This window comes from Actinoplanes sp. NPDC000266 (assembly GCF_042899005.1).
Lineage (GTDB): Bacteria > Actinomycetota > Actinomycetes > Mycobacteriales > Micromonosporaceae > Actinoplanes.
This window is the reverse complement of record NZ_JBIAZI010000001.1, coordinates 1,001,359-1,025,917: the sequence shown is the minus strand read 5'-3', so window position 1 is coordinate 1,025,917 and position 24,559 is coordinate 1,001,359. Positions and strand designations below refer to the sequence as shown.

At 69.9% G+C, this 24,559-nt stretch carries 24 protein-coding genes and 1 pseudogene; 12 read left to right on the top strand and 13 right to left on the bottom strand.

The window, feature by feature from the left end:
* Nucleotides 1-67: 67 nt before the first annotated feature.
* Nucleotides 68-1,060 carry a molybdopterin-dependent oxidoreductase gene (locus tag ACFY36_RS04225; protein WP_499744427.1) on the bottom strand — a complete coding sequence of 331 codons (993 nt, stop codon included), beginning with the start codon at nucleotides 1,058-1,060 and terminating at the stop codon, nucleotides 68-70.
* Nucleotides 1,061-1,092: 32 nt separating this feature from the next.
* Complete coding sequence (locus tag ACFY36_RS04220) at nucleotides 1,093-1,674, bottom strand: biotin transporter BioY (RefSeq protein WP_499744426.1); 582 nt, start codon at nucleotides 1,672-1,674, stop codon at nucleotides 1,093-1,095.
* 48 nt (nucleotides 1,675-1,722) lie between these two features.
* Here ACFY36_RS04220 and ACFY36_RS04215 point away from each other — a divergent pair, with 48 nt between their 5' ends.
* Complete coding sequence (locus ACFY36_RS04215; protein WP_499744425.1) at nucleotides 1,723-2,124, top strand: DUF6314 family protein; 402 nt, start codon at nucleotides 1,723-1,725, stop codon at nucleotides 2,122-2,124.
* Here ACFY36_RS04215 and ACFY36_RS04210 read toward each other — a convergent pair.
* From ACFY36_RS04210 to ACFY36_RS04195, 4 genes are read right to left on the bottom strand one after another with little or no spacing between them, the layout of a single operon-like run.
* Entirely contained in the window at nucleotides 2,106-2,849 is a 744-nt protein-coding gene (locus ACFY36_RS04210) for a hypothetical protein (RefSeq protein ID WP_499744424.1), read from the bottom strand. The genes ACFY36_RS04215 and ACFY36_RS04210 overlap by 19 nt on opposite strands.
* Entirely contained in the window at nucleotides 2,846-3,475 is a 630-nt protein-coding gene (locus ACFY36_RS04205) for an SDR family NAD(P)-dependent oxidoreductase (protein WP_499744423.1), read from the bottom strand. Before ACFY36_RS04205 ends, ACFY36_RS04210 begins: the two co-directional genes overlap by 4 nt.
* Entirely contained in the window at nucleotides 3,472-4,518 is a 1,047-nt protein-coding gene (locus ACFY36_RS04200) for an NAD(P)-dependent alcohol dehydrogenase (RefSeq protein ID WP_499744856.1), read from the bottom strand. The genes ACFY36_RS04205 and ACFY36_RS04200 overlap by 4 nt, the downstream gene beginning before the upstream one ends.
* A gap of 42 nt (nucleotides 4,519-4,560) precedes the next feature.
* Nucleotides 4,561-5,583 carry a zinc-dependent alcohol dehydrogenase family protein gene (locus tag ACFY36_RS04195; RefSeq protein WP_499744422.1) on the bottom strand — a complete coding sequence of 341 codons (1,023 nt, stop codon included), beginning with the start codon at nucleotides 5,581-5,583 and terminating at the stop codon, nucleotides 4,561-4,563.
* A gap of 100 nt (nucleotides 5,584-5,683) precedes the next feature.
* Here ACFY36_RS04195 and ACFY36_RS04190 point away from each other — a divergent pair, with 100 nt between their 5' ends.
* From ACFY36_RS04190 to ACFY36_RS04175, 4 genes are all read left to right on the top strand, one after another.
* Complete coding sequence (locus tag ACFY36_RS04190) at nucleotides 5,684-6,547, top strand: helix-turn-helix transcriptional regulator (RefSeq protein ID WP_499744421.1); 864 nt, start codon at nucleotides 5,684-5,686, stop codon at nucleotides 6,545-6,547.
* 285 nt (nucleotides 6,548-6,832) lie between these two features.
* Nucleotides 6,833-8,020 carry a chymotrypsin family serine protease gene (locus ACFY36_RS04185; protein ID WP_499744420.1) on the top strand — a complete coding sequence of 396 codons (1,188 nt, stop codon included), beginning with the start codon at nucleotides 6,833-6,835 and terminating at the stop codon, nucleotides 8,018-8,020.
* Nucleotides 8,021-8,084: 64 nt separating this feature from the next.
* Entirely contained in the window at nucleotides 8,085-8,471 is a 387-nt protein-coding gene (locus ACFY36_RS04180; RefSeq protein ID WP_499744419.1) for a hypothetical protein, read from the top strand.
* 524 nt (nucleotides 8,472-8,995) lie between these two features.
* Nucleotides 8,996-9,916: a hypothetical protein gene (locus tag ACFY36_RS04175; protein ID WP_499744418.1), complete on the top strand. Its 921-nt coding sequence runs from the start codon at nucleotides 8,996-8,998 to the stop codon at nucleotides 9,914-9,916.
* Nucleotides 9,917-10,471: 555 nt separating this feature from the next.
* Here the strand turns inward: ACFY36_RS04175 and ACFY36_RS04170 are convergent.
* Nucleotides 10,472-11,323 (bottom strand): RNA polymerase sigma factor SigF, encoded by an 852-nt coding sequence (locus ACFY36_RS04170; RefSeq protein ID WP_499744417.1) that lies wholly within the window; start codon nucleotides 11,321-11,323, stop codon nucleotides 10,472-10,474.
* A 202-nt stretch (nucleotides 11,324-11,525) separates the two neighbouring features.
* Here ACFY36_RS04170 and ACFY36_RS04165 point away from each other — a divergent pair, with 202 nt between their 5' ends.
* Together ACFY36_RS04165 and ACFY36_RS04160 are read left to right on the top strand one after the other, a co-directional pair.
* Nucleotides 11,526-15,533, top strand: coding sequence for a SpoIIE family protein phosphatase (locus tag ACFY36_RS04165; protein ID WP_499744416.1), 4,008 nt, complete (start codon nucleotides 11,526-11,528; stop codon nucleotides 15,531-15,533).
* Nucleotides 15,530-15,829, top strand: a complete 300-nt coding sequence (locus ACFY36_RS04160; protein ID WP_499744415.1) for an STAS domain-containing protein — start codon at nucleotides 15,530-15,532, stop codon at nucleotides 15,827-15,829. The genes ACFY36_RS04165 and ACFY36_RS04160 overlap by 4 nt, the downstream gene beginning before the upstream one ends.
* Here ACFY36_RS04160 and ACFY36_RS04155 read toward each other — a convergent pair.
* Nucleotides 15,810-16,187, bottom strand: a complete 378-nt coding sequence (locus ACFY36_RS04155; RefSeq protein ID WP_499744414.1) for an ATP-binding protein — start codon at nucleotides 16,185-16,187, stop codon at nucleotides 15,810-15,812. The genes ACFY36_RS04160 and ACFY36_RS04155 overlap by 20 nt on opposite strands.
* A 58-nt stretch (nucleotides 16,188-16,245) precedes the next feature.
* Entirely contained in the window at nucleotides 16,246-16,593 is a 348-nt protein-coding gene (locus ACFY36_RS04150; protein WP_499744413.1) for an STAS domain-containing protein, read from the bottom strand.
* Between the two features lie 232 nt (nucleotides 16,594-16,825).
* On the opposite strand from ACFY36_RS04150, the gene ACFY36_RS04145 reads away from it, so the two are divergent.
* A complete protein-coding gene (locus ACFY36_RS04145) occupies nucleotides 16,826-17,764 on the top strand; it encodes a DUF808 domain-containing protein (protein WP_499744412.1) in 939 nt (312 codons plus the stop codon).
* Between the two features lie 17 nt (nucleotides 17,765-17,781).
* Nucleotides 17,782-18,585: an SAM-dependent methyltransferase gene (locus tag ACFY36_RS04140; protein WP_499744411.1), complete on the top strand. Its 804-nt coding sequence runs from the start codon at nucleotides 17,782-17,784 to the stop codon at nucleotides 18,583-18,585.
* Here ACFY36_RS04140 and ACFY36_RS04135 read toward each other — a convergent pair.
* On the bottom strand, nucleotides 18,578-19,216 hold the full coding sequence (locus ACFY36_RS04135) for an HAD family hydrolase (protein ID WP_499744410.1): 639 nt from the start codon (nucleotides 19,214-19,216) through the stop codon (nucleotides 18,578-18,580). The two genes, ACFY36_RS04140 and ACFY36_RS04135, sit on opposite strands and share 8 nt — an antisense overlap.
* Nucleotides 19,217-21,124 (bottom strand): potassium transporter Kup, encoded by a 1,908-nt coding sequence (locus ACFY36_RS04130; protein WP_499744409.1) that lies wholly within the window; start codon nucleotides 21,122-21,124, stop codon nucleotides 19,217-19,219. It lies immediately after the preceding gene.
* A 173-nt stretch (nucleotides 21,125-21,297) separates the two neighbouring features.
* On the opposite strand from ACFY36_RS04130, the pseudogene ACFY36_RS04125 reads away from it, so the two are divergent.
* Nucleotides 21,298-21,618, top strand: a pseudogene (locus ACFY36_RS04125) (DNA topoisomerase IB-related protein); the annotation flags it as partial.
* Nucleotides 21,619-22,476 carry a DNA topoisomerase IB gene (locus ACFY36_RS04120; RefSeq protein WP_499744855.1) on the top strand — a complete coding sequence of 286 codons (858 nt, stop codon included), beginning with the start codon at nucleotides 21,619-21,621 and terminating at the stop codon, nucleotides 22,474-22,476.
* A 37-nt stretch (nucleotides 22,477-22,513) separates the two neighbouring features.
* Here ACFY36_RS04120 and ACFY36_RS04115 read toward each other — a convergent pair whose 3' ends face one another.
* Both ACFY36_RS04115 and ACFY36_RS04110 read right to left on the bottom strand, forming a co-directional pair.
* The gene (locus ACFY36_RS04115) at nucleotides 22,514-23,023 is read right to left on the bottom strand and encodes a DUF6114 domain-containing protein (protein ID WP_499744408.1); all 510 of its coding nucleotides are present in this window, start codon (nucleotides 23,021-23,023) and stop codon (nucleotides 22,514-22,516) included.
* Nucleotides 23,024-23,025: 2 nt separating this feature from the next.
* On the bottom strand, nucleotides 23,026-23,643 hold the full coding sequence (locus tag ACFY36_RS04110; protein WP_499744407.1) for a DUF6230 family protein: 618 nt from the start codon (nucleotides 23,641-23,643) through the stop codon (nucleotides 23,026-23,028).
* Nucleotides 23,644-23,873: 230 nt separating this feature from the next.
* On the opposite strand from ACFY36_RS04110, the gene ACFY36_RS04105 reads away from it, so the two are divergent.
* Nucleotides 23,874-24,542, top strand: a complete 669-nt coding sequence (locus ACFY36_RS04105; RefSeq protein ID WP_499744406.1) for a Tat pathway signal sequence domain protein — start codon at nucleotides 23,874-23,876, stop codon at nucleotides 24,540-24,542.
* Nucleotides 24,543-24,559 lie beyond the last annotated feature (17 nt).

The window sequence follows — 24,559 nt, the reverse complement described above, 5'->3', positions numbered from 1 at the left end:
CTGGTGTTAGGCCCCGTTCAAAGGTAGGGCTAGGCATACCCCGGGACCCGGAAAGGAAGGGGAGGGCTCAGCTGACGGGGAAGACCGGCTGGGTCCAGGGTGGGCGGGACGACGGCTGGATCGAGGTCACCCACTTCACCCACCAGAAGCCCCGGCGGCTGGGGGCCACGATCCGGGCGGGAAAGCCATGCCCGTACGACAAAGGCCGTCCTCCGACCGCCGTCACCAGCCAGACCTCGTCCAGCGTGTCGGCGCCGAACCATCGCGAGAAACCGGTGGTGGAAAGCACCTCGATGCTGCGCCAGGCACCCCCGGTGACGCCGGCCCGGTCGAGGAGGGTGCTGAGGCGGACGCCCTCCCACTCCTGGGTGCTGTACCAGCCGCTCGTGCAGTCCAAGGTTGCCGTGAAACGCTCGTGGGGCAGGGCCAGGACATCGGCCAGGGTCAGCGAGGAGTCACCCACCCGCAGACGCCACCGCTCCGGGTCGACGCGCTGGATGCCGTCGTTGATCCACGACGTGACCAGCAGCGACGAGCGGGGCACCGAACCCGTGAAACGGCGCGCCGTGGCTCCCCACGCGTCCCAGGCCGCCGTCGCCACCGCGGCGCCCGCGCCCAGGGCGGCCAGCCGCAGGAGGGCTCGGCGGTCGACGTCGGCGCGCCGCGGGCGTACCCAATGACCGAAGAAATGCGCCACCACCGCGAGCACCGCACCGACCGCGGCGCCCACGTGGATCTGCATCAGGGTGAGCGGGCCGACGTCCTCGACCCGGCCCGTCGAGTGCAGCAGGCCGCTGCCGATCGTGACCAGCACGAAGAACAGCAGGGCCAGGGACAGTGCCTTGGTGGGCCGCCGCTGCCGCGGGTTGCGCAGGCCGCGGCGGATCACCACGTACTTCCAGGGCGCCAGGAGCAGGATGGCCAGGGCCCCGGCGGCGTGCAGCTGGATCAGGTTCAGCGGCCATCTCACGCCGATGGTGTTGGCCGCGATCCCGGTCAGCACGCCGGCGATCAGGAGCAGGCCGAGGACGAGATCGACCCGCCGCCCACCCTGTCTCATGCCTATCTTCTACGCGCCGAAGGGCCGCGGGTTCAACGCCGGACGAGCTTCCAGACGGCCGGGAGCAGGCCCGCCGCCAGCGCCGCCTTGATGGCGTCGCCCAGCAGGAACGGGGTCAGGCCCTGGCTGATCGTCTGGCTCAGGGTCAGGTCGGCCGCCACGGCCAGCCACGCCATGCCGATGCCGTAGATGAGCACCTCGCCGGCGAGCATGGCCGGGATCGCGCGCCACACCGAGCGGTCCGCTCCGCGCTCGGCGAGGAAGCCGCACAGCGTCGCGGCGGCCAGGAAGCCGACGACGTAGCCGAACGACGCCGTCGAGTAGCCGCTGCTGTGGTCGGCGAACCACGGCACGCCGAGGACGCCGGCCACCGCGTACAGGGCGATCGTGGCCGCGGCCCGGCGCATGCCGAACGCGGTGCCCACCAGCAGGACGCCGAGGGTCTGCCCGGTGATCGGGACCGGGGTGCCCGGAATGTGCACGGCGATCTGGGCCAGCACGCCGATGAGGCCGGCGCCGCCGGCGACCAGCGCGACGTCGCGGGCCAGGGCGCCCGGGACCAGGTCGGCCAGGACGAGCGGCCGGGGCCGGGTGAGCGCGACGGACTGCGTCATGAGAACCTCCGAGGGGTGACGGATCCTGAAGATCATAGGGACGGCCCGGTGGCGTCGTTCCTCCGCGGCCACTGGCGGGTGCGCCGGCGCATCGTCGATCACCGGGCGGGCGTCGAGGGCGCGTTCGTGGGCACGGCCGAGTTCAGTGACGATCTGTCATATTTCGAGCAGGGCGAGCTGTCGTACGGGGATCATCGCGGCCCGGCCACGAGGTCGCTCCGCTACCACGACCGCGGCGGCCACCGCCTCGACGTCACCTTCGCCGACGGCCGCCCCTTCTACCTGCTCGACCTCAGCGAGGACGCCTGGTCGGCCGAGCATCCGTGCGCGGCCGACACGTACGTCGTGGCCGGCCGCATCACCGGCCCGGACAGCTACACCGAGCATTGGCACGCGACCGGCCCCGCCAAGGACTACGAGCTCCTGACGTCCTACGAGAGATCCGGGTGAATCATCCAGACGTTCGGTTCCCAGTACGACCCGTGATCCTCGCCAAGGTCGACACGAAGTAGAGCCAACCCTTCCGGGAACACATAGTCACCGCTGTCCGGAAACACCAGCCCGGTCCAGCTCTCCCACTCCCCGACCGTGCCGGTGATCAGCATCGACTCGGGCAGCGGCGCTCCCACCCGCGCCCCGAGCCGCTCGTGCACCCGCATCCACGGGTCGAGCAGCTGCCCGTCGGCCCGCCGCCACCCGACGTACCTCTCGATCGGGGTCAGCGGATAGCGCTCCTTCCACGAGGGCCGCACCGGCGCGACGAGGTGCGTGAGCCCTTGCCGCCCGGCGATCACCCGCATGGCTCCGAGCAACTCCGCGGCCATGCCGCGCCGCCGCCCGTCACGCGGAGTCTCGGCGGCCAGCGCACAGAGCGTGTTCACCGGCTGGCCGGCCCGGGTCCGTACGAAGCTCTGCTCGATCGCCGCGTCGATCCCGCCCGGCAGGGTCGCGTCGTCACCGTCCCACCACAGCGGCCCGGTGTGCCCCTCCGCGACGACGTCGTCGTTCTCGTCGACCAGGAAGAACTGGTAGTCGGCCAGCTCGGGGTCGAGGTGCCCCCACCACTGGTTGAGCCGGTCGCCGTGCAGGTTGTACTCCGGCCACACCTCGGCCGACGGAATGCCCTTCTCGGCCAGCTCGGGCCGTTCGGCCACGGTGTAGATCTCGTACGTCATGACGCGAAAACCCGGAACTCGCCGCGGTCGGTGTGCATCCGCCAAAGCTTGTCCGCGAGCCCGTCCGCCTGGCCCGGCTCGATCGCCCCCGGGATGATCAGCTGCCCGACGTGCACGCCTTCGGCGCTGAGGGTCTCATGGAGCATTTGCCCGTACGCCCCCTCGCCCGCGAATGCGATCGACGTGCCGCCGACCCTCGGGTTGGGGCGGGCGCCGCTGCCGCCGTTGACGAACAGGATCGAGCCGCGGCCCAGCTCCCGCATCCCCGGCAGCACCTGGTTCACCGCGGTCATCGGGCCGGCGACGGAGAACTCGACCGCCTCCCGCATCTCCTCCACGGATGTCTCCAGCACCGGTTTCAGGAACTGCCGCTGCGGCAGCGGGCTGTACTGCAGCACCTCGATCGGCCCGAGGTCGGTGGCCGCCCGTTCCAGAGCCCAGGCCAGCGCTTCCGCGTTGAGCACGTCGGCTGCGTACCCCCGGGAACCTGGCAGTTCCGCCGTCAGCTTGTCGAGCCGGTCCTGGCGGCGGGCGAGGAGCGCGACGCTGAAGCCCTCGGCGCCGAAGCGCCGGGCGACGGCCGCGCCGAGCCCCTCCCCCGCGCCGACGATGGCAAGTGTGGTCATGCCCTAAGAGTGTCGATGTCGATGACGAAGCGGTAGCGCACGTCGGACTTCAGCACCCGCTCGTACGCCTCGTTGACGTCGTCGGCTCCGATGATCTCCACCTCGGGCGCGATGCCGTGCTCGGCGCAGAAGTCGAGCATCTCCTGCGTCTCGGCGATGCTGCCGATGCTGGATCCGGCGAACGAACGCCGGTTGTTGAACAGGCTGAACACCTGCACCGGCAAAGGCTCCGGCGGGGCGCCGACGCTGACCAGCGTGCCGCCCAGGCGCAGCAGGCCCAGGTGGGCGGCCATGTCGATCGGGGCGCTGACCGTGTTCACGATCAGGTCGAAGCTGTTGGCCAGGGCCTCGAACGTGGCCGGGTCGCTGGTCGCGTGATACGCGGTGGCGCCGAACGCGAGCCCGTCGTCCTTCTTGCTCAGGGTCTGCGACAGCACGGTGACGTCGGCGCCCATCGCGGCCGCGATCTTCACGGCCATGTGGCCCAGGCCGCCGAGGCCGACCACGGCGACCTTCTTGCCGGGCCCGGCGTTCCAGTGCGCCAGCGGCGAGTACGTGGTGATGCCGGCGCAGAGCAGGGGCGCGGCCTTCTCGTACGGAATCGACTCGGGGACCCGCAGCACGAAGTCCTCGTCGACCACGACGTGCGTCGAGTATCCGCCCTGGGTGATCGTGCCGTCGCGGTCGACGCTGGCGTACGTGCCGGTGTTGCCGCCGAGGCAGTACTGCTCCTGCCCGGCCCGGCAGTTGTCGCAGTCCCGGCACGAGTTGACCATGCAGCCGACGCCGACGCGGTCGCCCTCCTGGAAGCGCGTCACTTCGGCCCCGGCCCGGGCCACGACACCGACGATCTCGTGGCCGACGGTCAGCGGGTACGCCACCTCGCCCCACTCGCCGCGCACGGTGTGGATGTCCGAGTGGCAGATGCCGGCGTACCGGATCTCGATCAGAATGTCCTTCGGCCCCAGGTCACGCCGTTCGATGATGGTGCGCACGAGCGGCTCGGTGGCGGACGGGGCGGCGATGGCGTTGACGGTGAGGATGACGTACTCCTTAATATTTTTTTGCTTCTGCAAGCAATCTTGTCAGGGACGCAGCAGAGCCTTGACGGCCCGGCGTTCGTCCATGGCCTGATACCCCTCCGAGGCCCGCTCCAACGGAAGATCGAGGTCGAAAACCTTGCCCGGGTCGATGGTGCGGTCGCCGATCAGCTCCATCAGGTGGGGCAGGAAGCGGCGTACGGGCGCCGGCCCACCCTGAAGCTTCACCAGCGACCAGAACATCTCCATGCCGTCGAGGCTCACGTCGTGGCTGACCCCGACGAAGCCGACGTTGCCGCCGGGCCGGGTGGAGTGGATCGCCTGCGTCATCGACTCCTGCGTGCCGACCGCCTCGACCACCGAGTGCGCCCCCAGCCCGCCGGTCATCTCCTTGATCCGCGCGATGCCCTCGTCCCCGCGCTCGGCCACGATGTCGGTCGCCCCGAACTCCAGCGCCAGCTTCTGCCGGTCCGCGTGCCGGCTCATCGCGATGATCCGCTCCGCCCCGAGCTGCTTGGCCGCGAGCACGGCCAGCAGCCCGACCGCGCCGTCACCGACGACAGCGACGGTCTTACCCGGCCCGGCTTCGGCCGCCACCGCCGCGAACCAGCCGGTCCCCAGCACATCGGAAGCCGCCAGATAGCTCGGGATCAGATCATCCGACGGCATCTCCGGCGTCGCCACGAGCGTCCCGTCGGCCAGCGGCACCCGCAGGTATTCGGCCTGCGCGCCCAGCGACCCCATCGGCACGCGGTGCACGCAGGCGCTCTGATAACCGGCCCGGCAGATCTCGCAGGTGTTGTCCGAGGCCCAGAACGACCCGACCACGAACTGCCCCTTCTTGAGGCTGGTCACCGCGCCGCCGACCTCTTCGACGACGCCCACATATTCGTGTCCCATCGGCGACGGTCCGCCGACCGGCTGAATTCCCCGGTACGGCCACAGATCCGACCCACAGACGCAGGCCGCGCCGACCCGGATGACCGCGTCGGTCGGCAGCTCGATCCGCGGATCGGGCCGCTGCTCCACCCGGACGTCGCCCGGGGCGTACAAAATCGCTCCTCGCATGTTTCCAGGCAACCAGCCCAGCCGGGCGCGCGGGAGTTCCTGACAAAGGGTGTACCGCCAGTACATCCCACCCGGGCACGTCTCGCCCTACCGTCGAGGTGTGAACAACCGAGTCGAAGTGCACGAGTTCCTCACCTCGCGCCGCGCGAACATCACGCCGGAGGCGGCGGGCATCCCCTCGGCCGGCCGGCGGCGCGTGCCGGGCCTGCGGCGCAGCGAGGTGGCGGCGCTGGCCGGGATGAGCGTCGAGTACTACGCGAAACTCGAACGCGGTTCACTGGCCGGCGTCTCGGCCGGCGTGCTCGAGGCGATAGCCCGCGCGCTGCGCCTGGACGACGCCGAGCGCGCCCACCTGATGCACCTGGCCCAGGAGGCCAACGGCAGCGGCGCCCTGCTGCGCCCGAGCCGCCGCCCTCGCCCAGCGACGGTCCGCCCCAGCCTGCAGTGGTCGCTCGACACCATCAACGCCCCGGCGATCGTCGTCAACCACCGCTCCGACCTGATCGCCGCCAACCACTTGGGCAAGGCCATGCACAGCGACCTGTACGCCGACGCGTCCGCCCCACCGAACTTCGCCCGCTTCACGTTCCTGGACAGCGCGGCCCGCCGTTTCTACCCCGACTGGGCGTTGTTCGCCGACATGACGGTCGCGAACCTGCGCACCGCCGCCGGCGTGGACCCCCACGACAAGGGCATGCACGACCTGGTGGGCGAGCTGTCCACCCGAAGCGACGAGTTCCGCCGCCGCTGGGGCTCCCACAACGTCCGCCTGCACGGCACCGGCGTCAAACACTTCCACCACCACGTCGTCGGCGACCTGGACCTGGCCTACGAGACCATGGCCCTGGTAGCCGACCCCACGCTGCGCATGACCATCTACGCCGCCGAGCCCGACTCCCCCACAGCACACGCCTTGACACTGCTGGCGTCATGGGCCGCCACCACGTCCCTGCAGCCCCGCTAGCTCGCGTTTTTCGGGCATTCACCGCCGTAAGTCCACATCGGACACGTTCCGTGACCATCGGCCGGACTTAGCGGCCTTGTCGGTTGTCCCGCTGGACGGCGACGGAATGTCGAGGGAGTAGCGAAGCGTCACCGCGCCACGTTTACTCCTAGGCAATTGAGGTCGGTCAATGCCTTTGATCTGGCGATACAGACGGCCTCGCACCCATGGACATTATTTACGGGAGGAGTGTCTGTGGAGAATCGTCGGACTTTTGGACGTCCCACCTTCGTAGCCGCCGTCGGCATGACGATGACGCTTTTCGTCACGTCGGCACCGGCCTCGGCCGTACCGAACACGCCGGTCAAGGGTACTTCGTGCGCGTCGAGCAAAATCGTCATGCCATCGGCGAGCTGGAATTCGCAACGCGCGTCTCTGCCCTCATCCGCCACCGAGGACATCACGCAGCTGGCCACGCAGAAAGGCATCTCCGTAGCGCAGGCCATCGATGATTACGGCTGGCATGAGTCGCTCTCACAGGTAGTGGGCCAAGTGCAGGAAGCGTTCCCCGGCGAGTACGGCGGAGCACGGATAGTCGACGACGGCCAGAGCCGGGCCTGGGTCGCATTCGCCGACGACGCTCCGGCATCGGCGCTCGACATGCTCCGCGCCTCTCCGGTTCCGGTCGCGGTTCGCACGGGCTGCGGGTTCAGCGAGGCGGAACTGAAGCAGCGCTTGGAACAGGTCCATTACTCGGTACTCGGCCGCACCGACGTGGTGGCCGACGCGTCCTCGGGTTACGACATCGAGACCGGCGCGATAACCGTGATGGTGCAGCCCTCGGCAGTGGCCCGGGGCCGCCTGGCCGACCTCCGCTCGAACCTCACGGCGGGCCTGCCCGCCGGGAACACCGATCTTCCGGTCGAGGTCCAGATCGTGAGCGACGTCGTCGGCGGCGACGACATCACGGTGTACGGCGGCCGAGGGCTCAGCGGAGGATGCACAACCGGGTTCAACGTGATCTGGTCGATGTATCGCGGCACCACGACGGCCGCGCACTGCGGCAACGCCCAGTCATATGCCGGCGTCGCTCTCACCTTCGTCAGCGAACACTCGGGCAACTACGGCGACGTCCAGGTTCACCGGGCCGTCGGGCACAGCTTTCCCAACCAGTTCTACGCCAACACCGGTTATCGCGCGGTCACCGGCACCGGAGCGGCGATCACGGGCCAGCAGATGTGCCTGCAGGGCAACGCGTCCGGCTATCACTGCGACACGGTTTATCAACTCGCCCACTGCAACGGCAGCCGGTGCGGCCTGGTCGCGATGAACACCCGGTCGGCGGCCGGCGGAGACAGCGGAGGCGCGTGGTTCTCCAACAATCGCGCCTACGGCATCCACCAAGGTTACAAATACTGGTTCGGCAACCGCGATCTCTACACCCCGGTCGTATACTTGCCGACGTCGCTAGGAGTGACAGTTGCCCTTTATTAGGACGCGGACGGTCGGCGTCGTTCTCGCGGCCCTGGCGTGCGCGAGCTGCGGGTCGGGATCAGACGTGTCGGTCGCACAGACCGATCCCACACTGTTCGTCCACGACGTGCGGGATCGCTCCGACGACGCCAAGGTCGACGGCTACGTGCGCTACCTCGGCGACGCCGACTGTTTCGTTCTCGACGCGACCGCCGACGGCGCCAGCGGCACCCGCAACGTCGCCGTCTGGCCACCGGGCACCAAGGTCTGGAAGAAAGGCACGGAGGTCGCCGGCGTCGAGGTGCCGGACCGCGACCCCATAGCGGTCGGCAGCCGGGTCACCGGCGCCGGCGGCTACGCGAACCCCACAACCAGCGACACGGAACTGCCCAAGGTCGCCGCGGACTGCCTCAGCACCGGCGGCGAGTTCGCCATGATCCACGTGATCTCGGCCGTCGCCCCACCGCCCTGACCAGCCAAGCAACCACAGGATCGCCCACCCTGCCCCCGCCGTAGATCGTCTCCGGCAGCAGGGTGGGCATCTCTGTGGCCAGCGCCGCAGCCGACATGTGCTCGATGCACGATCTGGCCGTCACCACGACACCAGTACCGAACGCCGGCCCGATCGACGTCATCTGGGTCCGCCCACAGCCCGGCCGACGACCCTGGCACTCAGGACGTGCTCATCGAGCATTGGGCTCCGACCGGGTGGGATGAACGGATCGTGCGGCCCGCTCCCGCAGCCGTGTCACTTTTCTGGCGTTTCGCTCGTGAGAAGTGGGGCATCACGCCCTGACCCGCGTAGGCCCGCTGCAGTCGCAGGGATCCTTGGCGTAAGTGCGCACCGAACGTAGGGTGTCGGTCCAAGCGGATGCCGCACACGATCAGCGGCGTGAGAATGCGCATCTCGCGGGCTGGAAACGTGCTTCCCCACATTATTTTGGTTGGCGTGATCGTTTCTTTGCTGTCGATCTTCGGGGTGCGGGATAATGGTTCATGGCGCAGCTGGGGTTCTTTTCCAGGTCGGGTATTGCGGCGATGCGGGATTGGTCGGGGGTGCCGAGTCATTCGCCGGAGATGGTGGAGTTCCGGCGCGGTCAGGACGAGCGGCGGAAATGGGGTCTTCAACGACGCCACGCGTTGAAGCTGTGCCGGTTGCATGGGTGTTCGCGGTTGTGCGGTGAGTTGGGTCTGCATGATTCGACCGAGCGGATACCGCCGTTGATCTGGGATGACGAGGTCAGCTGGGTGCGGCGCCCGTGTCGGCCCGTTGAGCAGGCGGTGGCCGCTTCCGTCCCCGACGGTGTGCCGGTCAGTTGTACAGAGAGGCCGGCGGTGGCCGACCCGGTAGTGCGGGCCGAACCGGCCACCCCAGCCGAGCAGGCAGCCCGGGACGAATCGGTTATCGAGGCAGAGCAGGCAGTCCGGGCCGAGTCGACCGCCAGTGCTGAGCAGGCAGCCCGGGCCGAGTCGACCGCCAAGGCTGAGCAGGCAGCCCGGGCCGAGTCGACCGCCAAGGCTGAGCAGGCAGTCGGAGTCGAGTCGGCCGCCGACACCGAGCGAGCAGTCCGGGCCGAGCAGGCAGCGCGGGCCGAGCCGACTGTCCATGCCGAGGCGGATGCGCGGGCCGAGCCGGCCGTTGCAGCCGAGACGGCAACGCGGCCCGGATCGACGGCTCGGGCTGAGGTGGTGGAGCGGGTTGAGGCGGTGACGCCGGACCGGCCCGAGGACCAAGCGAAAGCCACCGCCCGGGCCGAGCCCACCCACCCGGGCGGATCCTCACGCACCGCGCGTAGGCGCCGGCCGGGCCATCTGAAAATCAAAAGCTCGCATGACTCTGGCCGGCGGCCCGCAATTGCGGCAATACACGTAGGCGACACCAGAATGGCGACCGGGGCGATCTCCGCAGTCGGCTGAAGAGTGCCGCTGACGCTACATCGGCGAGCGCCTTCGAAGGGCATGCAAAACGATTACTTCTATAAGCCTTCATCGGCAGATCCGCTGCTGTAGGCAAGCGTGGCGAGCCGCCCTCGCCGTGCCGTTGCCACCAAATTGCTGGCCGAGAGACTCGGCACGAGACCCGGCGACGGCTTCTCTGGAGGAGCACTCCAACGGCGTTATGTGCCCTGTTCCCACCCACCCGCGCGACCGGCCTGGAATTGCCGACCAGCCCACCACCCAGCCGGGCCCGCCCGACCTACTCCCTCACCCGGACCACAGCGCGGCAGCGAACCCCGGCCCACGCCTCCGCAAGGTGACCGCCCAGCCCTCGTACACCCAAGCGACCCCCGACCCCCACCTGGCCGTCACCGGCCCCCACGCGAGGTGGAGGGCCGGGTGTGGCCGACCATGGCGTAAAGCGCTCCTCAGCCAGCCGTGGTCGGCCACACCCGGCCCTCCACCGTCCCAGCGCAAGCAAGCCAAGCAAATGGCCCGCACCCACCAACCGGGGGCGCGGGCCATCAAGAAACCTCAGAGAACGTCAGCCGACAACTGCTTACGGAGCTTGGCCAGCGCCTTCGTCAGCAGCCGCGAAACGTGCATCTGGGAAATACCCACCTGGTCCGCGATCTGCGACTGGGTCAGGTTTCCGTAGAAGCGCAGCGTCAGGATCTTCTGCTCCCTCGCGTCCAGCGTGGCCAGCGCTGGCCCCAGGGCCGCCCTCGTCTCGGCCAGCTCGAACTCGCTGTCCTCGCCGCCCAGCGTGTCGCCCAGCTCCGTCGTGCCGTCGGCCGAGACCGGGGTCGACAGCGACGTCGCGTTGTACGCCCGTGCCCCTTCCAGGCCTTCGAGCACGTCCTCCTCGGTCACCCCCAGGTGCACCGCGATGTCCGCCACCGTCGGCGCGCGGCCCAGCGAGTGGGTCAGCGTGTTGTTCGCCTCCGTGATGGCCAGGCGCAGCTCCTGCAGGCGGCGCGGCACCCGCACCGACCACGTGCGGTCGCGGAAGTGGCGCTTGATCTCGCCGATGATGGTCGGGATCGCGTAGCCGGCGAAGTCGACGCCGCGGTCGGCGTCGAAACGGTCGACCGCCTTGATCAGGCCGACCGTCGCCGTCTGGATCAGGTCGTCGGTGGGCTCGCCGCGGCCGCTGTAGCGCTGCGCGAGGTGGCGGGCCAGCGGCAGCCAGGCCTCGATCGCCCGGTCGCGCATGGCCGCGCGGGACGGGTGGCCGGCCGGCATCGCGGCCATCGCCGTGATCAGCTCGCTGGCGCCGTCCGCGTTGGGCTCCGACACCGTGCCGGCGTCGACAGGGGCCGTGCCGGCGTCGACAGGGGCCGTGCCGGCGTCGGTGGTGCGGGCCGATGCGGTGATGACTGCCATGAACCGAGCTCCTCTCCTGCGTGGCCGGCCCTTCCTCGAACCGGCGCCGGCCCACCAATTCCCTCGATCACCATTCGGCCAAACTCATCTTTTCAGGTGACAACCGCCGACGAACGGGTAGGACGGGTCGGCCGGACGGTGGATAAGACGGCGTGGGTATCTTTGCTGAGCTGCAAGTACGGACCGGGGAGACTTCGAGGCGATGAGCAACGCGTCGGCGGCGGAGGTGTTCGCCGGTGGGGGTGAGGTCGGCCACGACCTGGCCGCCGTGGAGTGGGAGTCGACTCCGCTGGGCGCGCCGGGGCAGTGGCCGCAGAGTCTGCGCACCGCGGTCAGCATCCTGCTGTCCTCGCGTTTTCCGATGTGGATGGCGTGGGGTCCCGAGCTGACCTTCTTCTGCAACGCCGCCTATCGGCGCGACACGCTGGGGCGTAAGTATCCGTGGGCGCTCGGCCGCCCGGCCGGCGAGGTGTGGGCCGAGATCTGGGACGACATCGGCCCGCGCATCGAGACCGTGCTCTCCACCGGCCAGGCGACCTGGGACGAGGCGCTGCTGCTGCTCGTGGAGCGCTCCGGATATCCGGAGGAGAGCTACCACACCTTCTCCTACAGCCCGCTGCGCGACGACGACGGCGCCCGGGTAGGCATGCTCTGCGTGGTCAGCGAGGAGACCGAGCGGGTCCTGGGCGAGCGCCGGATGGCGACGCTGCGCGACCTCGGCTCCGACCCGAGCGCGATCCGCACCGAGCAGCAGATGCTGACCTTCGCGGCGGCTCAGCTCGACCGCAACCGGCTGGATCTGCCGTTCACGCTGACCTACCTCTTCGATGAGCACGGCAGCGCGCGGCTTGTCGCCTCGACGGGTGAACTTCCGACGGACACCACGGTGTGGCCGACCGAAGCCGTGTCCCGCGGCGAGACCGAGCAGGTCGGCCAGGCCCTGCTCGTGCCGCTGCTGCAACAGGGCGGTTCGCCGTACGGCTTCATGGTCGCCGGACTCAACCAGTTCCGCGCCCTCGACGACAGCTACCGCGGCTTCATCGAGCTCGCGGCCGGCCACGTGGCGGCGGGGATCGCCAGCGCCCGCAGCTACGAGGCGCAGCAGCGCCGGGCCGAGGAGCTGGCCGAGCTCGACCGGGCCAAGACGGCCTTCTTCTCCAACATCAGCCACGAGTTCCGGACCCCGCTCACGCTGATCATGGGACCGGTCGAGGATCTGCTCGACCGGTCGGGCCCGGGCGAGGAGATCCGAGCCGAGCTCGACGTCATCCAGCGCAACGCGCTGCGCCTGGGCAAACTGGTCAACACGCTGCTCGACTTCTCGCGCATCGAGGCCGGCCGCATGCAGGCCCGCTTCGAGCCGGTCGACCTGGCCACGGCCACGGCCGAGCTGGCCAGCGTCTTCCAGTCGGCGGTGGAGCGGGCCGGGCTGGCCTACCGGGTGGACTGCCCGCCGCTGTCCCAGCCGGTCTACCTCGACCGGGGCATGTGGGAGAAGGTCGTCCTCAACCTGCTCAGCAACGCCCTGAAGTTCACCTTCACCGGCGGCATCAGCGTCGCCGTGCGCGCCGAGGGCCGCGCGGCCGTCGTCACCGTCGCCGACACCGGCGCCGGGGTGCCCGAGGCCGAGATCCCGCGGCTGTTCGAGCGTTTCCACCGCATCGAGAACGCGCAGTCGCGCTCCAACGAGGGCAGCGGCATCGGCCTGGCCCTGGTCAAGGAGCTGGTCGAGCAGCACGGCGGCACGATCACCGCGGACAGCGTCCTGGGCCGGGGCACCACGTTCACCATCCGGCTGCGTTTCGGCGCCGAGCATCTGCCGGCCGACGCCCTCGTGCCCGCCGGCACGAACGCCGGCGTCTCGGCCGCCACCACCGACCCGTACGTGCGGGAGGCGCTGCGCTGGCTGCCCGGCGAGAAGGCCGAGGCCGTCCCGGCGAAGCAGGCCGGGTCGAATCTGCTGGTCGCCGACGACAACGCGGACATGCGCGACTATCTGACCCGGTTGCTGCGCTCGGCCGGGCACGCGGTGCAGGCCGTCGGCGACGGGCAGGCCGCGCTCGAGGCGGCCCGGGTGCGCCAGCCCGACCTGATCGTCAGCGACGTCATGATGCCGCGGCTGGACGGTCTTCAGCTTGTGGCGGCCCTGCGGTCCGATCCGCGGACGGCCGGCACCCCCGTCCTGCTGCTGTCGGCCCGGGCCGGCCAGGAGGCCTCGATCGAGGGTCTGGAGGCCGGCGCCGACGACTATCTCGTGAAGCCTTTCTCGTCGGCGGAGCTGCTCGCCCGCGTACGGGCGAATGTCGAACTGGCCCGTCTGCGTAACCATCACGCCCGCTGGCGCACCGCACTGATCGACTCGTTGCAGGAGGCGTTCTTCGTCTGCGACGAGGACGGCGCCGTCATCGAGATCAACTCCACGTTCACCGACATTCTGGGGTACGGCCCGGAGGGGCTGCCCTATCCGCCGGTGCACCCGTGGTGGCCCGACCGGGAGTCCGATCCCGACGGCTACCAGCTGGTGGAGGACGCGTTCGCCCTGCTGGTGGATCAGACGCGCGGCTCGTACACGATCCCGGTCTCGCACCGCGACGGGCACGTGCTGTGGGTGGCGGCCTCGTTCAACCAGGTCCGCGACCCGGATTCGGGCCGGCGTGTCATCGTCGGCACGTTCCGCGACGTCACGGCCGAGCACTACGCGGTGCAGCGGGAGAACGCCCTGGCCGCGCTCAGCGTGCGCCTCACCCAGGCCGAGAGCCTGCCCGGCGCGCTGCGCAGCGTGCTTCAGGAACTGCGTGAGCTGTGGCAGGCGACGGAGGTCTACGCGGCCGTCTTCACCGGCGACAGCGTGCCGGCGGTGACCACCACCGGCGCCGGCCCGCGCTGGGACGAACTGCCGGAGAGCCAACGTCAAATTCTTGCTTCCGTACGGGACAAAGCGCTGCTCACACCCGTCGCGGAGCGCACCGGGGGCGCCGGCATCTCCCTGGAGCACCCGAACGGCACGATGGCCCTGTGGGTGGAGCTGGCCGAGAACCGGCCGTTCACCGAACAGGACCAGACCCTGCTGGCCCTGCTGGCCGGCCACCTCGGCCAGGGCCTGCACCGGCTGCACCAGATCGACCAGCAGCGCGAGACCGCCCTCGCCCTGCAACGGGCCATCCTCGGCCCGGCCCAGCTGCCCGCCGGTTTCGCCGTGCGCTACTCCCCCGCCACGCGGCCGCTGAAGGTCGGCGGCGACTGGTACGACACCATCGCCCTGCCCGGCGAGCGGATCGGCATCGTGGTCGGCGACTGCGTCGGTCACGGCCTGGGGGCGGCCACCGTCATGGGGCAGCTGCGCAGCGCCTGCCGCGCGCTGCTGCTGCAGAACACCGATCCCGCGCAGACGCTGACGGCCCTCGACCGTTTCGCCGTGCAGCTGCCCGGCGCCATGTGCGCCACAGTCTTCTGCGGGGTTCTCGACCCCGTCACCGGCGATTTGGCGTACGCCAGCGCGGGGCACCCGCCCGCGGTGGTCACCCACCCGGACGGCACGATCGACCTGCTCGACCAGGGCCGCTCCCGGCCGCTCGGGGTGCACAACCCGTCCGGGCGCCCCGAGGCGCACTACACCGTGCCCAGCCGGGCCACCCTGCTGCTCTACACCGACGGCCTGGTCGAGCGCCGCCGCCGGCCGCTGACCGAGGGCATCGACCAGGTCGCCGGCACCGTCCAGCGGGGACGCGGGGCCTCGATCGAGGACCTGGCCACCGAGGTGATGGAGAGCATGGCCCCCGAAGGCGGATACGACGACGACGTGGCCCTGCTGCTCTACCGCCAGCCCGGCCCGCTGGAGCTGGACTTCCCGGCCGAGTCGGCCCGTCTGGCCCCGGTGCGCTCGGCGCTGCGGGGCTGGCTGTCCCGGGCCGGCATCGACCCCACCACCGCCCAGAACGTCCTGGTGGCGGCGGGTGAGGCCTGCGCCAACGCGATCGAGCACGGCCACCGGCACGGCCCGGCCGGCCGGATCCGGCTGATCGCCACCGCGACCGCCGACTATCTGCGGCTGACCGTCACCGACAGCGGCCGCTGGAAGACACCGCAGCCCGCCGAGAACCCGCACCGGGGACGAGGCCTGAGCCTGATGCGGGCGCTGATGACCGAAGTGACCGTCACGACCGGCGCGGCCGGCACCGTGGTCGGACTGCGAGCGAGGATCCCGCGATGAGCACCGTACTGAGCTTCGCCACCGCGCCGGGCCCGGACGGCGCGACCGTCCTGACCGCCGCCGGCGAGATCGACATGAGCAACGCCGCCGAGTTCGCGGCCGCGCTGGACGCCGCCCTGGCCCAGGCCGCCGGCGGCACGGTGGTCGTCGACCTGACGAAGATCGACTACATCGACAGCGCCGGCCTGGCCGTGGTCTTCCCGCACGTCGAACGGGTCCGCCTGATCGCCTCGGAGCTGCTGGCCCCGGTCCTGACCGTGGTCGGCCTGGACGACGTCACGACGGTCCGGGCTTGACCGGCAGCCGGGCCCAGACCACCGTGCCGCCGTCGGTGAGCCGGCTGCCCCAGTCGTCGCTGACCGCGTCGACCAGCAGCATCCCCCGCCCACCGAGGCGCCGCGGGTCGGGCCCGAGCAGCCGGGGCAGTTCACGGCTGCTGTCGAAGACCTCCACGAGCACGTCGCCGTTGCGGGTCAACGCCACCTCCCCACCGTCACCGGTGTGCTGCACGACGTTCTGCACCAGCTCGGTCATCACCAGCAGGGTGTCCTCGACCAGCTCGTCCGCCTGCCGCGAGGCCAGCCACCCGGACGCGGCGAGCCGCAGTGTCGCGCTGTCGGTCCGGTGATCAAACGGTAACCGCAACGCCTGCATGACCGCCTTCTGTACCCCTTGTATCTCGGGGCACACCAGCGGGAGCCGTCGAAAGCCGCTACACCGCCATGTTGAACATGTCGGTGATGCCGCAGATCTCGAGAACGTGGCGGACCTGGGGGCGGGCGTGGTGGATCTCCACGCGGCTGCCGAGCCGGTCGGCGTCGGTGTGGCAGTGCACCAGGGCGTGAATGCCGGCCGAGCCGAGGAAGGTCACCTCACCCATGTCGATGACCAGGTTGCGCGGCCGCTCGCGCTCGAGCACACCGTCGAGGAACTGCCGCACCTGAGCGGAGTTGTCCATGTCGATATCGCCGGCGAGCGCGACGACGGTGTCGACGCTGTCGCCGCCCCGCACCGTCATCACCAGCTGGGACAAGTTGTCCTGGGCATGGATGAAAGACATGGCTGACCTTCCGCTGGGCTCTCGGTTCGCTTCGTGCTGACCGTCATCGAACGACGGTGCCGAGAGGAGAGCCTGGCGAAACGGCCGCAGAACCCGACGCGGTGCTGAAGGCTGACTCTACTCCCCGCCGGTGCCCGGAACCATCACCTCGAGGGCCGTGACATGACTCGCAGCTTTCTGGGGAACAATGAGCGCGCACTCACTCAGCCCTCGTTGTGGAAGGACTGTTTCCTTGGCCGGAGGACTCGTAGCCCTGCTGGACGACGTGGCGGTGCTGGCCCGTGCCGCCGCCGCCTCCATCGACGACGTCGGCGCCGCCGCCGCGAAAGCCGGCGCCAAGGCGGCCGGTGTCGTCATCGACGACGCCGCCGTCACCCCGCAATACGTGCGGGGCCTGGCCGCCGAACGCGAGATCCCGATCATCAAGCGGATCGCGCTGGGATCGCTGCGCAACAAGTTCCTCTTCATCCTGCCCGCCATCCTGGTGCTCAGCCAGTTCGTGCCGTGGCTGCTCACCCCGATCCTCATGCTCGGCGGGGCCTACCTCTGCTTCGAGGGCGCCGAAAAGGTCTGGGCGAAACTGGCCCACCACGGCGCCCACGGCGACGACGAGGGGGCCAAGGACGAGAAGTCGCTGATCTCCGGGGCCGTGCGCACCGACCTGATCCTGTCGGCCGAGATCATGGTCATCACCCTGAACGAGGTCATCGACGAGCCGTTCTGGAGCCGCCTGGCCATCCTGGCCGTGGTCGCCCTGGTCATGACCGTGCTCGTGTACGGCGCGGTCGGCCTCATCGTGAAGATGGACGACGCCGGCCTGCGCCTCTCGCAGCTGCCCGGCGCCATCGCCGGCTTCGGCCGCGGCCTGGTGAACGCCATGCCCAAGGTCCTCACCGCGCTCACCGTCATCGGCACGGCCGCCATGCTCTGGGTCGGCGGCCACATCATCCTGGTCGGCACCGACGAGCTCGGCATGCACTTCCTCTACGAGTGGGTCCACCACCTCGAGGAGGCGGCGCACGACGCCACCGGCGCCCTCGGCGGCGTCGTCGGCTGGCTCGTCAACACCGTGGCCAGCGCGATCCTCGGCCTCATCGTCGGCGCCCTGATCGTGGTGGTGGTCACCTTCACCCTGCACCGCCGCAAGCGGGGCACCGCGGCGGCACATTGACCACTTAAGGTGTGTCCATGTCGGAGACGCCGGATATCGCCGGACTCAACACCTCACGGCGCTACAACGAGTGGGTCGGCGGCAAGGACCACACCGCCGTCGAGCGCGAGTCCACCCGGACCGTCCTGACCGTGCTGCCGAACATGATCGACGCAGCCCGCGAGGGACGGTCCGTGATCATGCGGGCCGTCGCCCACCTGGTCGCCGACCGCGGCATCCGGCAGATCCTCGACATCGGCGCCGGGCAGCCCCTGTCCCCCAACGTCCACGAGGTCGCCCAGCGCATCGACCCGGCGTGCCGGGTGGTCTATGTCGACAACGACCCGATAGTGGCCGTCCACCACCGGGGCACGGTGATGAGCACCCCGCAGGGCCGCGCCGACTTCCAGCCCGGCGACCTGCTCGACGCCGAGAAGATCCTGACCGGCGACGTGGTCACCGGCACGCTCGACCTGAACCGCCCGGTCGCGGTGCTGCTGGCCAGCGTGCTCCACCTCGTCGAGGACGACGAGCAGGCGTACGAGTCCGTGCGCCGCCTGCGGCAGTCCCTCGCCCCCGGCAGCTACATGGTGATCGTCCACGGCACCTTCGACACCCTGCCCGAGCAGACCCGCCGCCAGGTGACGGAGATGCTCGCCACCGGAAAACACGGCACCTACCGGGCCCGGTCACGGCCCGAGGTCGTACGTCTCCTCGAAGATCTGGAAATCGAGGACCCGGGCGTGGTCTCCAGCGTCGAATGGCGCCCCGACCCCGGCCATCCGCCGAAGACCAGCGTGGCCGACGCGATGTGCTACGCCGCCGTCGCCAGGATCACCTGAGGGATCTCCGGGAAAGCGTCCACCGCCGCCGTGACGTACCGGAATCGAACTCGTCGAGACGCCGCACCCCACTCTGCAGACAGGCGACGAACCGGATCCCCGCCCCGCCGGCGGCCACCGCGTCCCCCGGCGAGTCACCGACGTAGACACACTCCCCCGGCCGGAAGCCCGTCTCGGCCAGGAGCTCGTCGAACACCCGCGGATCCGGCTTACGAAACCGCGTGTTCCCCTGGTGGTAGGCCCCGGTGACCCGCCCCGCGAGCACATGGTCGGGCTCCAGCAGATGGCGCACCTCGACCTCCGTACGAGAGGTCAGAAGCAGAACCGTACGCCCGGCCTCGACCAGCCGGTCCAGAGCGGCCAGGTTCTCGGCCGGAATGACATCGAGCCGCCCCTCGGCCAGATAACGCTGATGCAGCACATGGAAAAGCTCCGCGAACCGCCCCAGATCAACCCCCGGCGACCGCCGCGGCATGGCGTCCAGCAGCGTCTCCCCCCAGGTGGCCAGATGAACCGCCCGCGACATGGGCGCCCGCCCCATCGCCGCCAGGGCTTCGTTCTCCAACTCGAACGACGCCGCCTCGGTCAGGCACAGCGTGTCGTCCACGTCCACGATCACCGCTCTGATCATTCACACCTCGATGTGGGAGCCCATGATGACCGTGCGGTCGCGGGGCAGGCTGAAATACTCGGCCGCGTCGGCCGTGATGTACGACGTGGCCACGAACAGGCGCTTACGCCACGTCGCCATCGTCGGGGTGCGGCCTATGCGCAGCTCGATCTTCGACAGGAAGTACGAGGCCTGGTCGAGCTGGAGGTCACCCTCGGTGGTGCCGGGCTCCAGCAGGCGCAGCGCGGCCGGCACGTCCGGGGTCTCCATGTAGCCGAAGCGGGCGATCACGTGCACGATGCCGTCGTCGGCGTAGCCGAGGTCGTCGATGGTGATCCGGTTCTCCGGGGCCACCCGCGGGATCGGCTGGGTCTCCAGCGACATGATGATGACGTGCTCGTGGCGTACGTGGTTGTGCTCGACGTTCGCCCGCATGGCCAGCGGCGCGGTCAGCTTGCCCCGGTTGAGGAAGACCGCCGTGCCGGGAACCCGCTGCGTGTTCGAGCGGTTCTCGTGCAGGTCGGCGATGAACTCCCGCAGCGAACCCTCACGCCGGTTGCGCTCGGCCGTGACGATGCGGCGGCCGGCCTGCCAGGTGGTCATCAGCGTGAACGCGGTCAGCGCGATCAGCAGCGGCAGCCACGCGCCGTGCGCCAGCTTGGTCAGGTTCGCCGCCACGAAGAGCAGATCCACGGCCAGCAGTACGCCGGCGCCGGCGCCGATCAGCCACAGTGGGGCCGCCCGCCGGGTGCCGGCCACGTAGAAGAACAGCAGCGTCGTGATGGTGATCGTGCCGGTGGCGGCCATGCCGTACGCGTAGGCCAGAGCCGCCGAGCTGCGGAACGCGAAGACCAGGGTGAGCACGGTGACCATCAGCAGCCAGTTGATCCACGGCACGTAGATCTGGCCGACCGACGACTCCGACGTGTGCGCGATCCGCAGCCGCGGCAGATAGCCGAGCTGCGCCGCCTGCGAGGCCACCGAATACGCCCCGGTGATCACCGCCTGCGAGGCGATGACGGTCGCCGCCGTGGCCAGCAGCACCAGGGGAAGCCGGCCCCACTCGGGCACGAGCAGGAAGAACGGGCTGCTGATGTTCGCCTGGTCCTTCAGCACCAGGGCGCCCTGCCCGAGGTAGCTGAGGGTGAGGGCGGGCAGCACGAGGAACAGCCAGCCCCGCGTGATGGCCTTGCGCCCGAAGTGGCCCATGTCCGCGTACAGGGCCTCGGCCCCGGTCACCGCGAGCACGATCGCGGCCAGCGCGAAGAAGGCGATGTGGAAATGCCCGGAGAGAAAGCCCATGGCGTACGTCGGTGACAGCGCCTTGAGGATCTCGGGGTTCTCGACGACGCCGCTCACCCCGAACCCGCCGATCACGGTGAACCAGATGATCATGACGGGCCCGAACACGCGGCCGACCGCGGCCGTGCCCCGCCGCTGCACCAGAAAGAGCGCGACGATGATGACCGCGGTGATCGGGACGACGGCCTCCCCCAGCGAAGGCTCGACGGTCTTGAGCCCCTCGACCGCGGACAGCACCGAGATAGCGGGCGTGATCATGCTGTCGCCGAAGAACAGGGAAGCACCGAAGACACCCAGCCCGGCCAGGATCAGAGCGGCCTTGCCGCCCCGCTGCGCGCCGCCGCGGCGCAGCAACGCGATGAGGGCCAGGATGCCGCCCTCGCCGTCGTTGTCGACGCGCAGCGCCAGCAGCACGTAGGTGACGGTCACGATGATCATCACCGACCAGAAGATCAGCGACACCACGCCGTACACGTTGTCCGGGCTCACCGGCACCGGATGCGGATCCTCGGGATTGAAGACGGTCTGCAGGGTGTAGATCGGGCTCGTGCCGATGTCGCCGAAAACCACGCCGAGCGCCCCGACCACGATGGCGAGCCGCGCGCTGTCATGGGACTTAGCGGACAAGGGTCGCTCCTCAGGACCGGTGATACCGAGCGCGACGATACCGGTCGCCACCGCCCGCCCGACCCGAATCGTGATCGCCCTCGCACCCCGTTGGGCATCCTAGGAACCTGGGTTACTTGGGATCAGTCAATCGCCGTAAGCGGCTCGGTGCCGGCGCGAGCAACACTTCCCGGGTGAGTGACGACCATCCCCGCCCGCCCGGCTACCGCCGCGTCCCATCCGCGACGGCCGAGGAAGGCGGCTCGGCGCGAGCAGAAGGCACGGCGCGGGCAGAAGGCACGGCGCGGGCAGAAGGCACGGCGCGGGCAGAAGGCACGGCGCGGGCAGAAGGCACGGCGCGGGCAGAAGGCACGGCGCGAGCGGCTGGATATGTGGACGACGCGGGGCGGCCGGTGACAGATCGCGACACGCTGGCGCGGATCCGGGCTCTGAAGCTGCCTCCCGGGTGGCGCGACGTATGGGTCGACGCCGATCCCGGAGCCAAGGTTCAAGCCGTGGGTGTCGACGCCGCCGGCCGCACCCAGTACCGCTACAGCACGGCCTGGACCGAGGCCCGCTCCACCGACAAGTTCGCCCACCTGCCGGATTTCGCCGGCGCCCTGCCCCAGCTGCGCGACCATGTCGGCGCCGAGCTGGGCGCGGGCCCACACGGCCGGCGGGCGCTCGACCGCGACCGGGTGCTGAGCATCGCCGCGCGGCTGCTCGACCTCGGCTTCTTCCGGGTCGGTTCGGAGCGCTACGCCCGCGACAACGAGACGTACGGCCTGACGACCCTGCACCGCGACCACGTCCGGGTCACGAGGGACGCCGTGCACTTCGACTACATCGCCAAGGAACACCGGCACCGCGTCGTCGAAGTCACCGATCCCGCCGTCGCCGCCTGGGTGCGCCGCCTGATCGCCCGCGACGACAGCGGCGCCGCGTTCCTGGCCTGGCGGCGCGCCGACGGCGCCTGGCAGCCGGTGCACAGCACGCACGTCAACGCCTACATCCACACGCACACCGGCATCGACGCCACCGCCAAGCAATTCCGCACGTGGGCCGGCACCGTCCTCGCCGCGGCGGCCCTGGGCGGCGCCCACCACGACCAAAAGGCAACATCGACGACCTTGGCTGCCGTACGGGCTGCGAGCGCCCTTCTCGGCAACACCCCGGCCGTGGCCCGTGCCTCGTACATCCATCCAGCGGTGCTGACCGCCTACGAGCAGGGCCGCACCATCGCCCCCGCCATCGCCGAGGCCGCCGCCCGCCTGAACGACGACCGCCTCCCGGTGGTGTGGCGCGACCCGGCCGTGCAGACTGCGGCCGCCCGGCTGATCAGCGACGAGACCCGCCACCGCGGCCTTCCCTGATCGGCGGCGACCCCCGCGGCCTCCCCTGATCGGCGGGTCAGCGGGCCGACGCCTCGGGCGGCCGGGTCGAGGAGCCTTCGGCCGGGACTTGGAATGGCGAGGGTTCAGCCTCGGATGGCGAGACCCGGGCTTCGGCTGGCGGGTTCTGGGCTTCGGCTGGCGGGCCCTGGGCTTCGGAGGGCGGGTCCTGGGCTTCGGCTGGCGGGTCCTGGGCTTCGGAGGGTGGATGCCAGGCGAAGGCCAGGGCGCTGCCGACCAGGCCCAGGAGCATTCCCACGATGAAGCCGCCCAGGTTCGAGGTCAGCCAGGAACCCAGGCTCAAGCCGGCGGCCACCAGCGAGTAGAACAGGCGCTGGGCCGGGCTGAAGAGCAGCAGCAGGCCGCAGAGCAGCAGGACCATCGGCACCAGGAAGCCGGCCAGGCCCTGCATGCCGACGTGGATGATCACCGGCAGCGGGGCCTTGACCGACACCAGGATCTCGGCGCCGGCCAAGGTGACCAGCAACCCGCCCCAGAAGGGGCGGGTGTGCCGCCATCGGGAGAACATCGTCAGCAGCCGTCGCCGGTGAAGGCCATCCGCAGATGCGGCAGCGTGAACCGGGCCGCCGTGGTGGCGTAGTTGTTCTGCCGCAGGTTCGCGATGGACACGGTGTCGGCCTGTTGTCCGAAAACGCCCTCGCCGCCGGTGATCTTTCCGCCGTTGCGCCGGTCGTTCACCTTGTCGAAGGTGCTCGCGTCCTGACCGATATCGATGTTCTTGAAGTCGGCCTCGCCGGAGATCTGGTCGGAGTCGACGACCAGACTGTCGGCCTTGACCGGTGTGCCGTTGTCGCCGGCGGTGATTTTCAGATGCATGCCGCCGAGCGAGACGCTCTGGCACAGTTTCGTCAGTTCGGCCTTGTCGATGGCCGAGACGATGACGACGACCTGGCCGCCGGTGTCACCGGCGTTGGGGCTGTCCTCGATCATGTTGTCCAGCGCCGCGAACTGCTCGAACCCGGTCCCCTGGAGCTGGGTGGCGGTGACCGTGAACGGCATTCCGGAGATCGAGAAGTTCGCCGCCAGCACGCCCTGCGCGGTCATCGCCACCAGACCGGCGGCCATCGCCGCGGTGATGCCGAACATCGCGCCGAAACGCTTCCAGTTTGTTTCTCTCCTGCTTCTCATCGGCAACTCCTAGATCGACAAATCGCGATTTAACATCGTCGAGCGTCAATGTCGATTGGCCGAAGTTACTCCCGGGTAGCGGACCGGTCAAGTCGTACGGCCGCGGATCGCAGGTCGTGCTTTGTTACGTCCCGGTTGCCTTGACGTCACGTACGCCCGGGTCTATAAACCGACAAGTCGAGCGTCAACGTCGGTACCTGCGCCAATCCGAATCTTTGAGGAGAGAAGCCATGCGCGCGTACCGGACCATCATCGTGATCACCGCGGTCGCGGCCTCGGTCGGGCTGGGCGTCACCCCGGCCCTGGCCGACGCCTCCGCCGTGCTCACCGTCGGGGAGGCCGGCGGCACCGCGGTCGCCGTCGGTGACGTACTGACCGCCTCGGTCGCCACCGGCACCACGGCCGACTTCACCACGACCGCCGGCGGGACCACCGGCATCAAGTGCGCCGAGTCGGCCTTCACGGCAACGGTCGTTGACAACCCGGAGGCGCCCGGCGTCGCCACCGAGTCGGTCACGTCGCACACGTTCGCCACCTGCACGGCGAACATCTTCGGCGTCACGCGGGTGAACAGCGTGACGGTGAACAACACGCCGTTCGCCACCACCGTCGACAGCGCCACCGGCGCCGTCACCGTGAGCGGCGGCGACACCGCCCCGATCCAGACGACGCTGAGCCTGGGCACCATCCTCGGCTCGGTCACCTGCGTCTACCGCGCCGACGGGAACGCCATCACCGGCGTGTCGGCCAACGAGGACAACTCGATCACGTTCACCCAGCAGGCCTTCACGAAGTCGTCGGGCCCGGTCACCTGCCCCGGCGCCGGCTTCTTCACCGCCCGCTACGCCCCGGTCCTGGACAGCACCGTCGAGGGCACCCCGGCCGTCTTCACCAACTGACGACGGGAGCTCGCCGG

What these genes read in the sequence shown, in the direction of transcription:
- ACFY36_RS04225 (WP_499744427.1), bottom strand. Translation starts at nt 1,060, where the DNA reads ATGAGACAGGGTGGGCGGCGGGTCGATCTCGTCCTCGGCCTGCTCCTG.
- ACFY36_RS04220 (WP_499744426.1), bottom strand. Translation starts at nt 1,674, where the DNA reads ATGACGCAGTCCGTCGCGCTCACCCGGCCCCGGCCGCTCGTCCTGGCC.
- ACFY36_RS04210 (WP_499744424.1), bottom strand. Translation starts at nt 2,849, where the DNA reads ATGACGTACGAGATCTACACCGTGGCCGAACGGCCCGAGCTGGCCGAG.
- ACFY36_RS04205 (WP_499744423.1), bottom strand. Translation starts at nt 3,475, where the DNA reads ATGACCACACTTGCCATCGTCGGCGCGGGGGAGGGGCTCGGCGCGGCC.
- ACFY36_RS04195 (WP_499744422.1), bottom strand. Translation starts at nt 5,583, where the DNA reads ATGCGAGGAGCGATTTTGTACGCCCCGGGCGACGTCCGGGTGGAGCAG.
- ACFY36_RS04185 (WP_499744420.1), top strand. Translation starts at nt 6,833, where the DNA reads ATGACGATGACGCTTTTCGTCACGTCGGCACCGGCCTCGGCCGTACCG.
- ACFY36_RS04175 (WP_499744418.1), top strand. Translation starts at nt 8,996, where the DNA reads ATGGCGCAGCTGGGGTTCTTTTCCAGGTCGGGTATTGCGGCGATGCGG.
- ACFY36_RS04170 (WP_499744417.1), bottom strand. Translation starts at nt 11,323, where the DNA reads ATGGCAGTCATCACCGCATCGGCCCGCACCACCGACGCCGGCACGGCC.
- ACFY36_RS04165 (WP_499744416.1), top strand. Translation starts at nt 11,526, where the DNA reads ATGAGCAACGCGTCGGCGGCGGAGGTGTTCGCCGGTGGGGGTGAGGTC.
- ACFY36_RS04160 (WP_499744415.1), top strand. Translation starts at nt 15,530, where the DNA reads ATGAGCACCGTACTGAGCTTCGCCACCGCGCCGGGCCCGGACGGCGCG.
- ACFY36_RS04155 (WP_499744414.1), bottom strand. Translation starts at nt 16,187, where the DNA reads ATGCAGGCGTTGCGGTTACCGTTTGATCACCGGACCGACAGCGCGACA.
- ACFY36_RS04150 (WP_499744413.1), bottom strand. Translation starts at nt 16,593, where the DNA reads ATGTCTTTCATCCATGCCCAGGACAACTTGTCCCAGCTGGTGATGACG.
- ACFY36_RS04140 (WP_499744411.1), top strand. Translation starts at nt 17,782, where the DNA reads ATGTCGGAGACGCCGGATATCGCCGGACTCAACACCTCACGGCGCTAC.
- ACFY36_RS04135 (WP_499744410.1), bottom strand. Translation starts at nt 19,216, where the DNA reads ATGATCAGAGCGGTGATCGTGGACGTGGACGACACGCTGTGCCTGACC.
- ACFY36_RS04115 (WP_499744408.1), bottom strand. Translation starts at nt 23,023, where the DNA reads ATGTTCTCCCGATGGCGGCACACCCGCCCCTTCTGGGGCGGGTTGCTG.
- ACFY36_RS04110 (WP_499744407.1), bottom strand. Translation starts at nt 23,643, where the DNA reads ATGAGAAGCAGGAGAGAAACAAACTGGAAGCGTTTCGGCGCGATGTTC.
- ACFY36_RS04105 (WP_499744406.1), top strand. Translation starts at nt 23,874, where the DNA reads ATGCGCGCGTACCGGACCATCATCGTGATCACCGCGGTCGCGGCCTCG.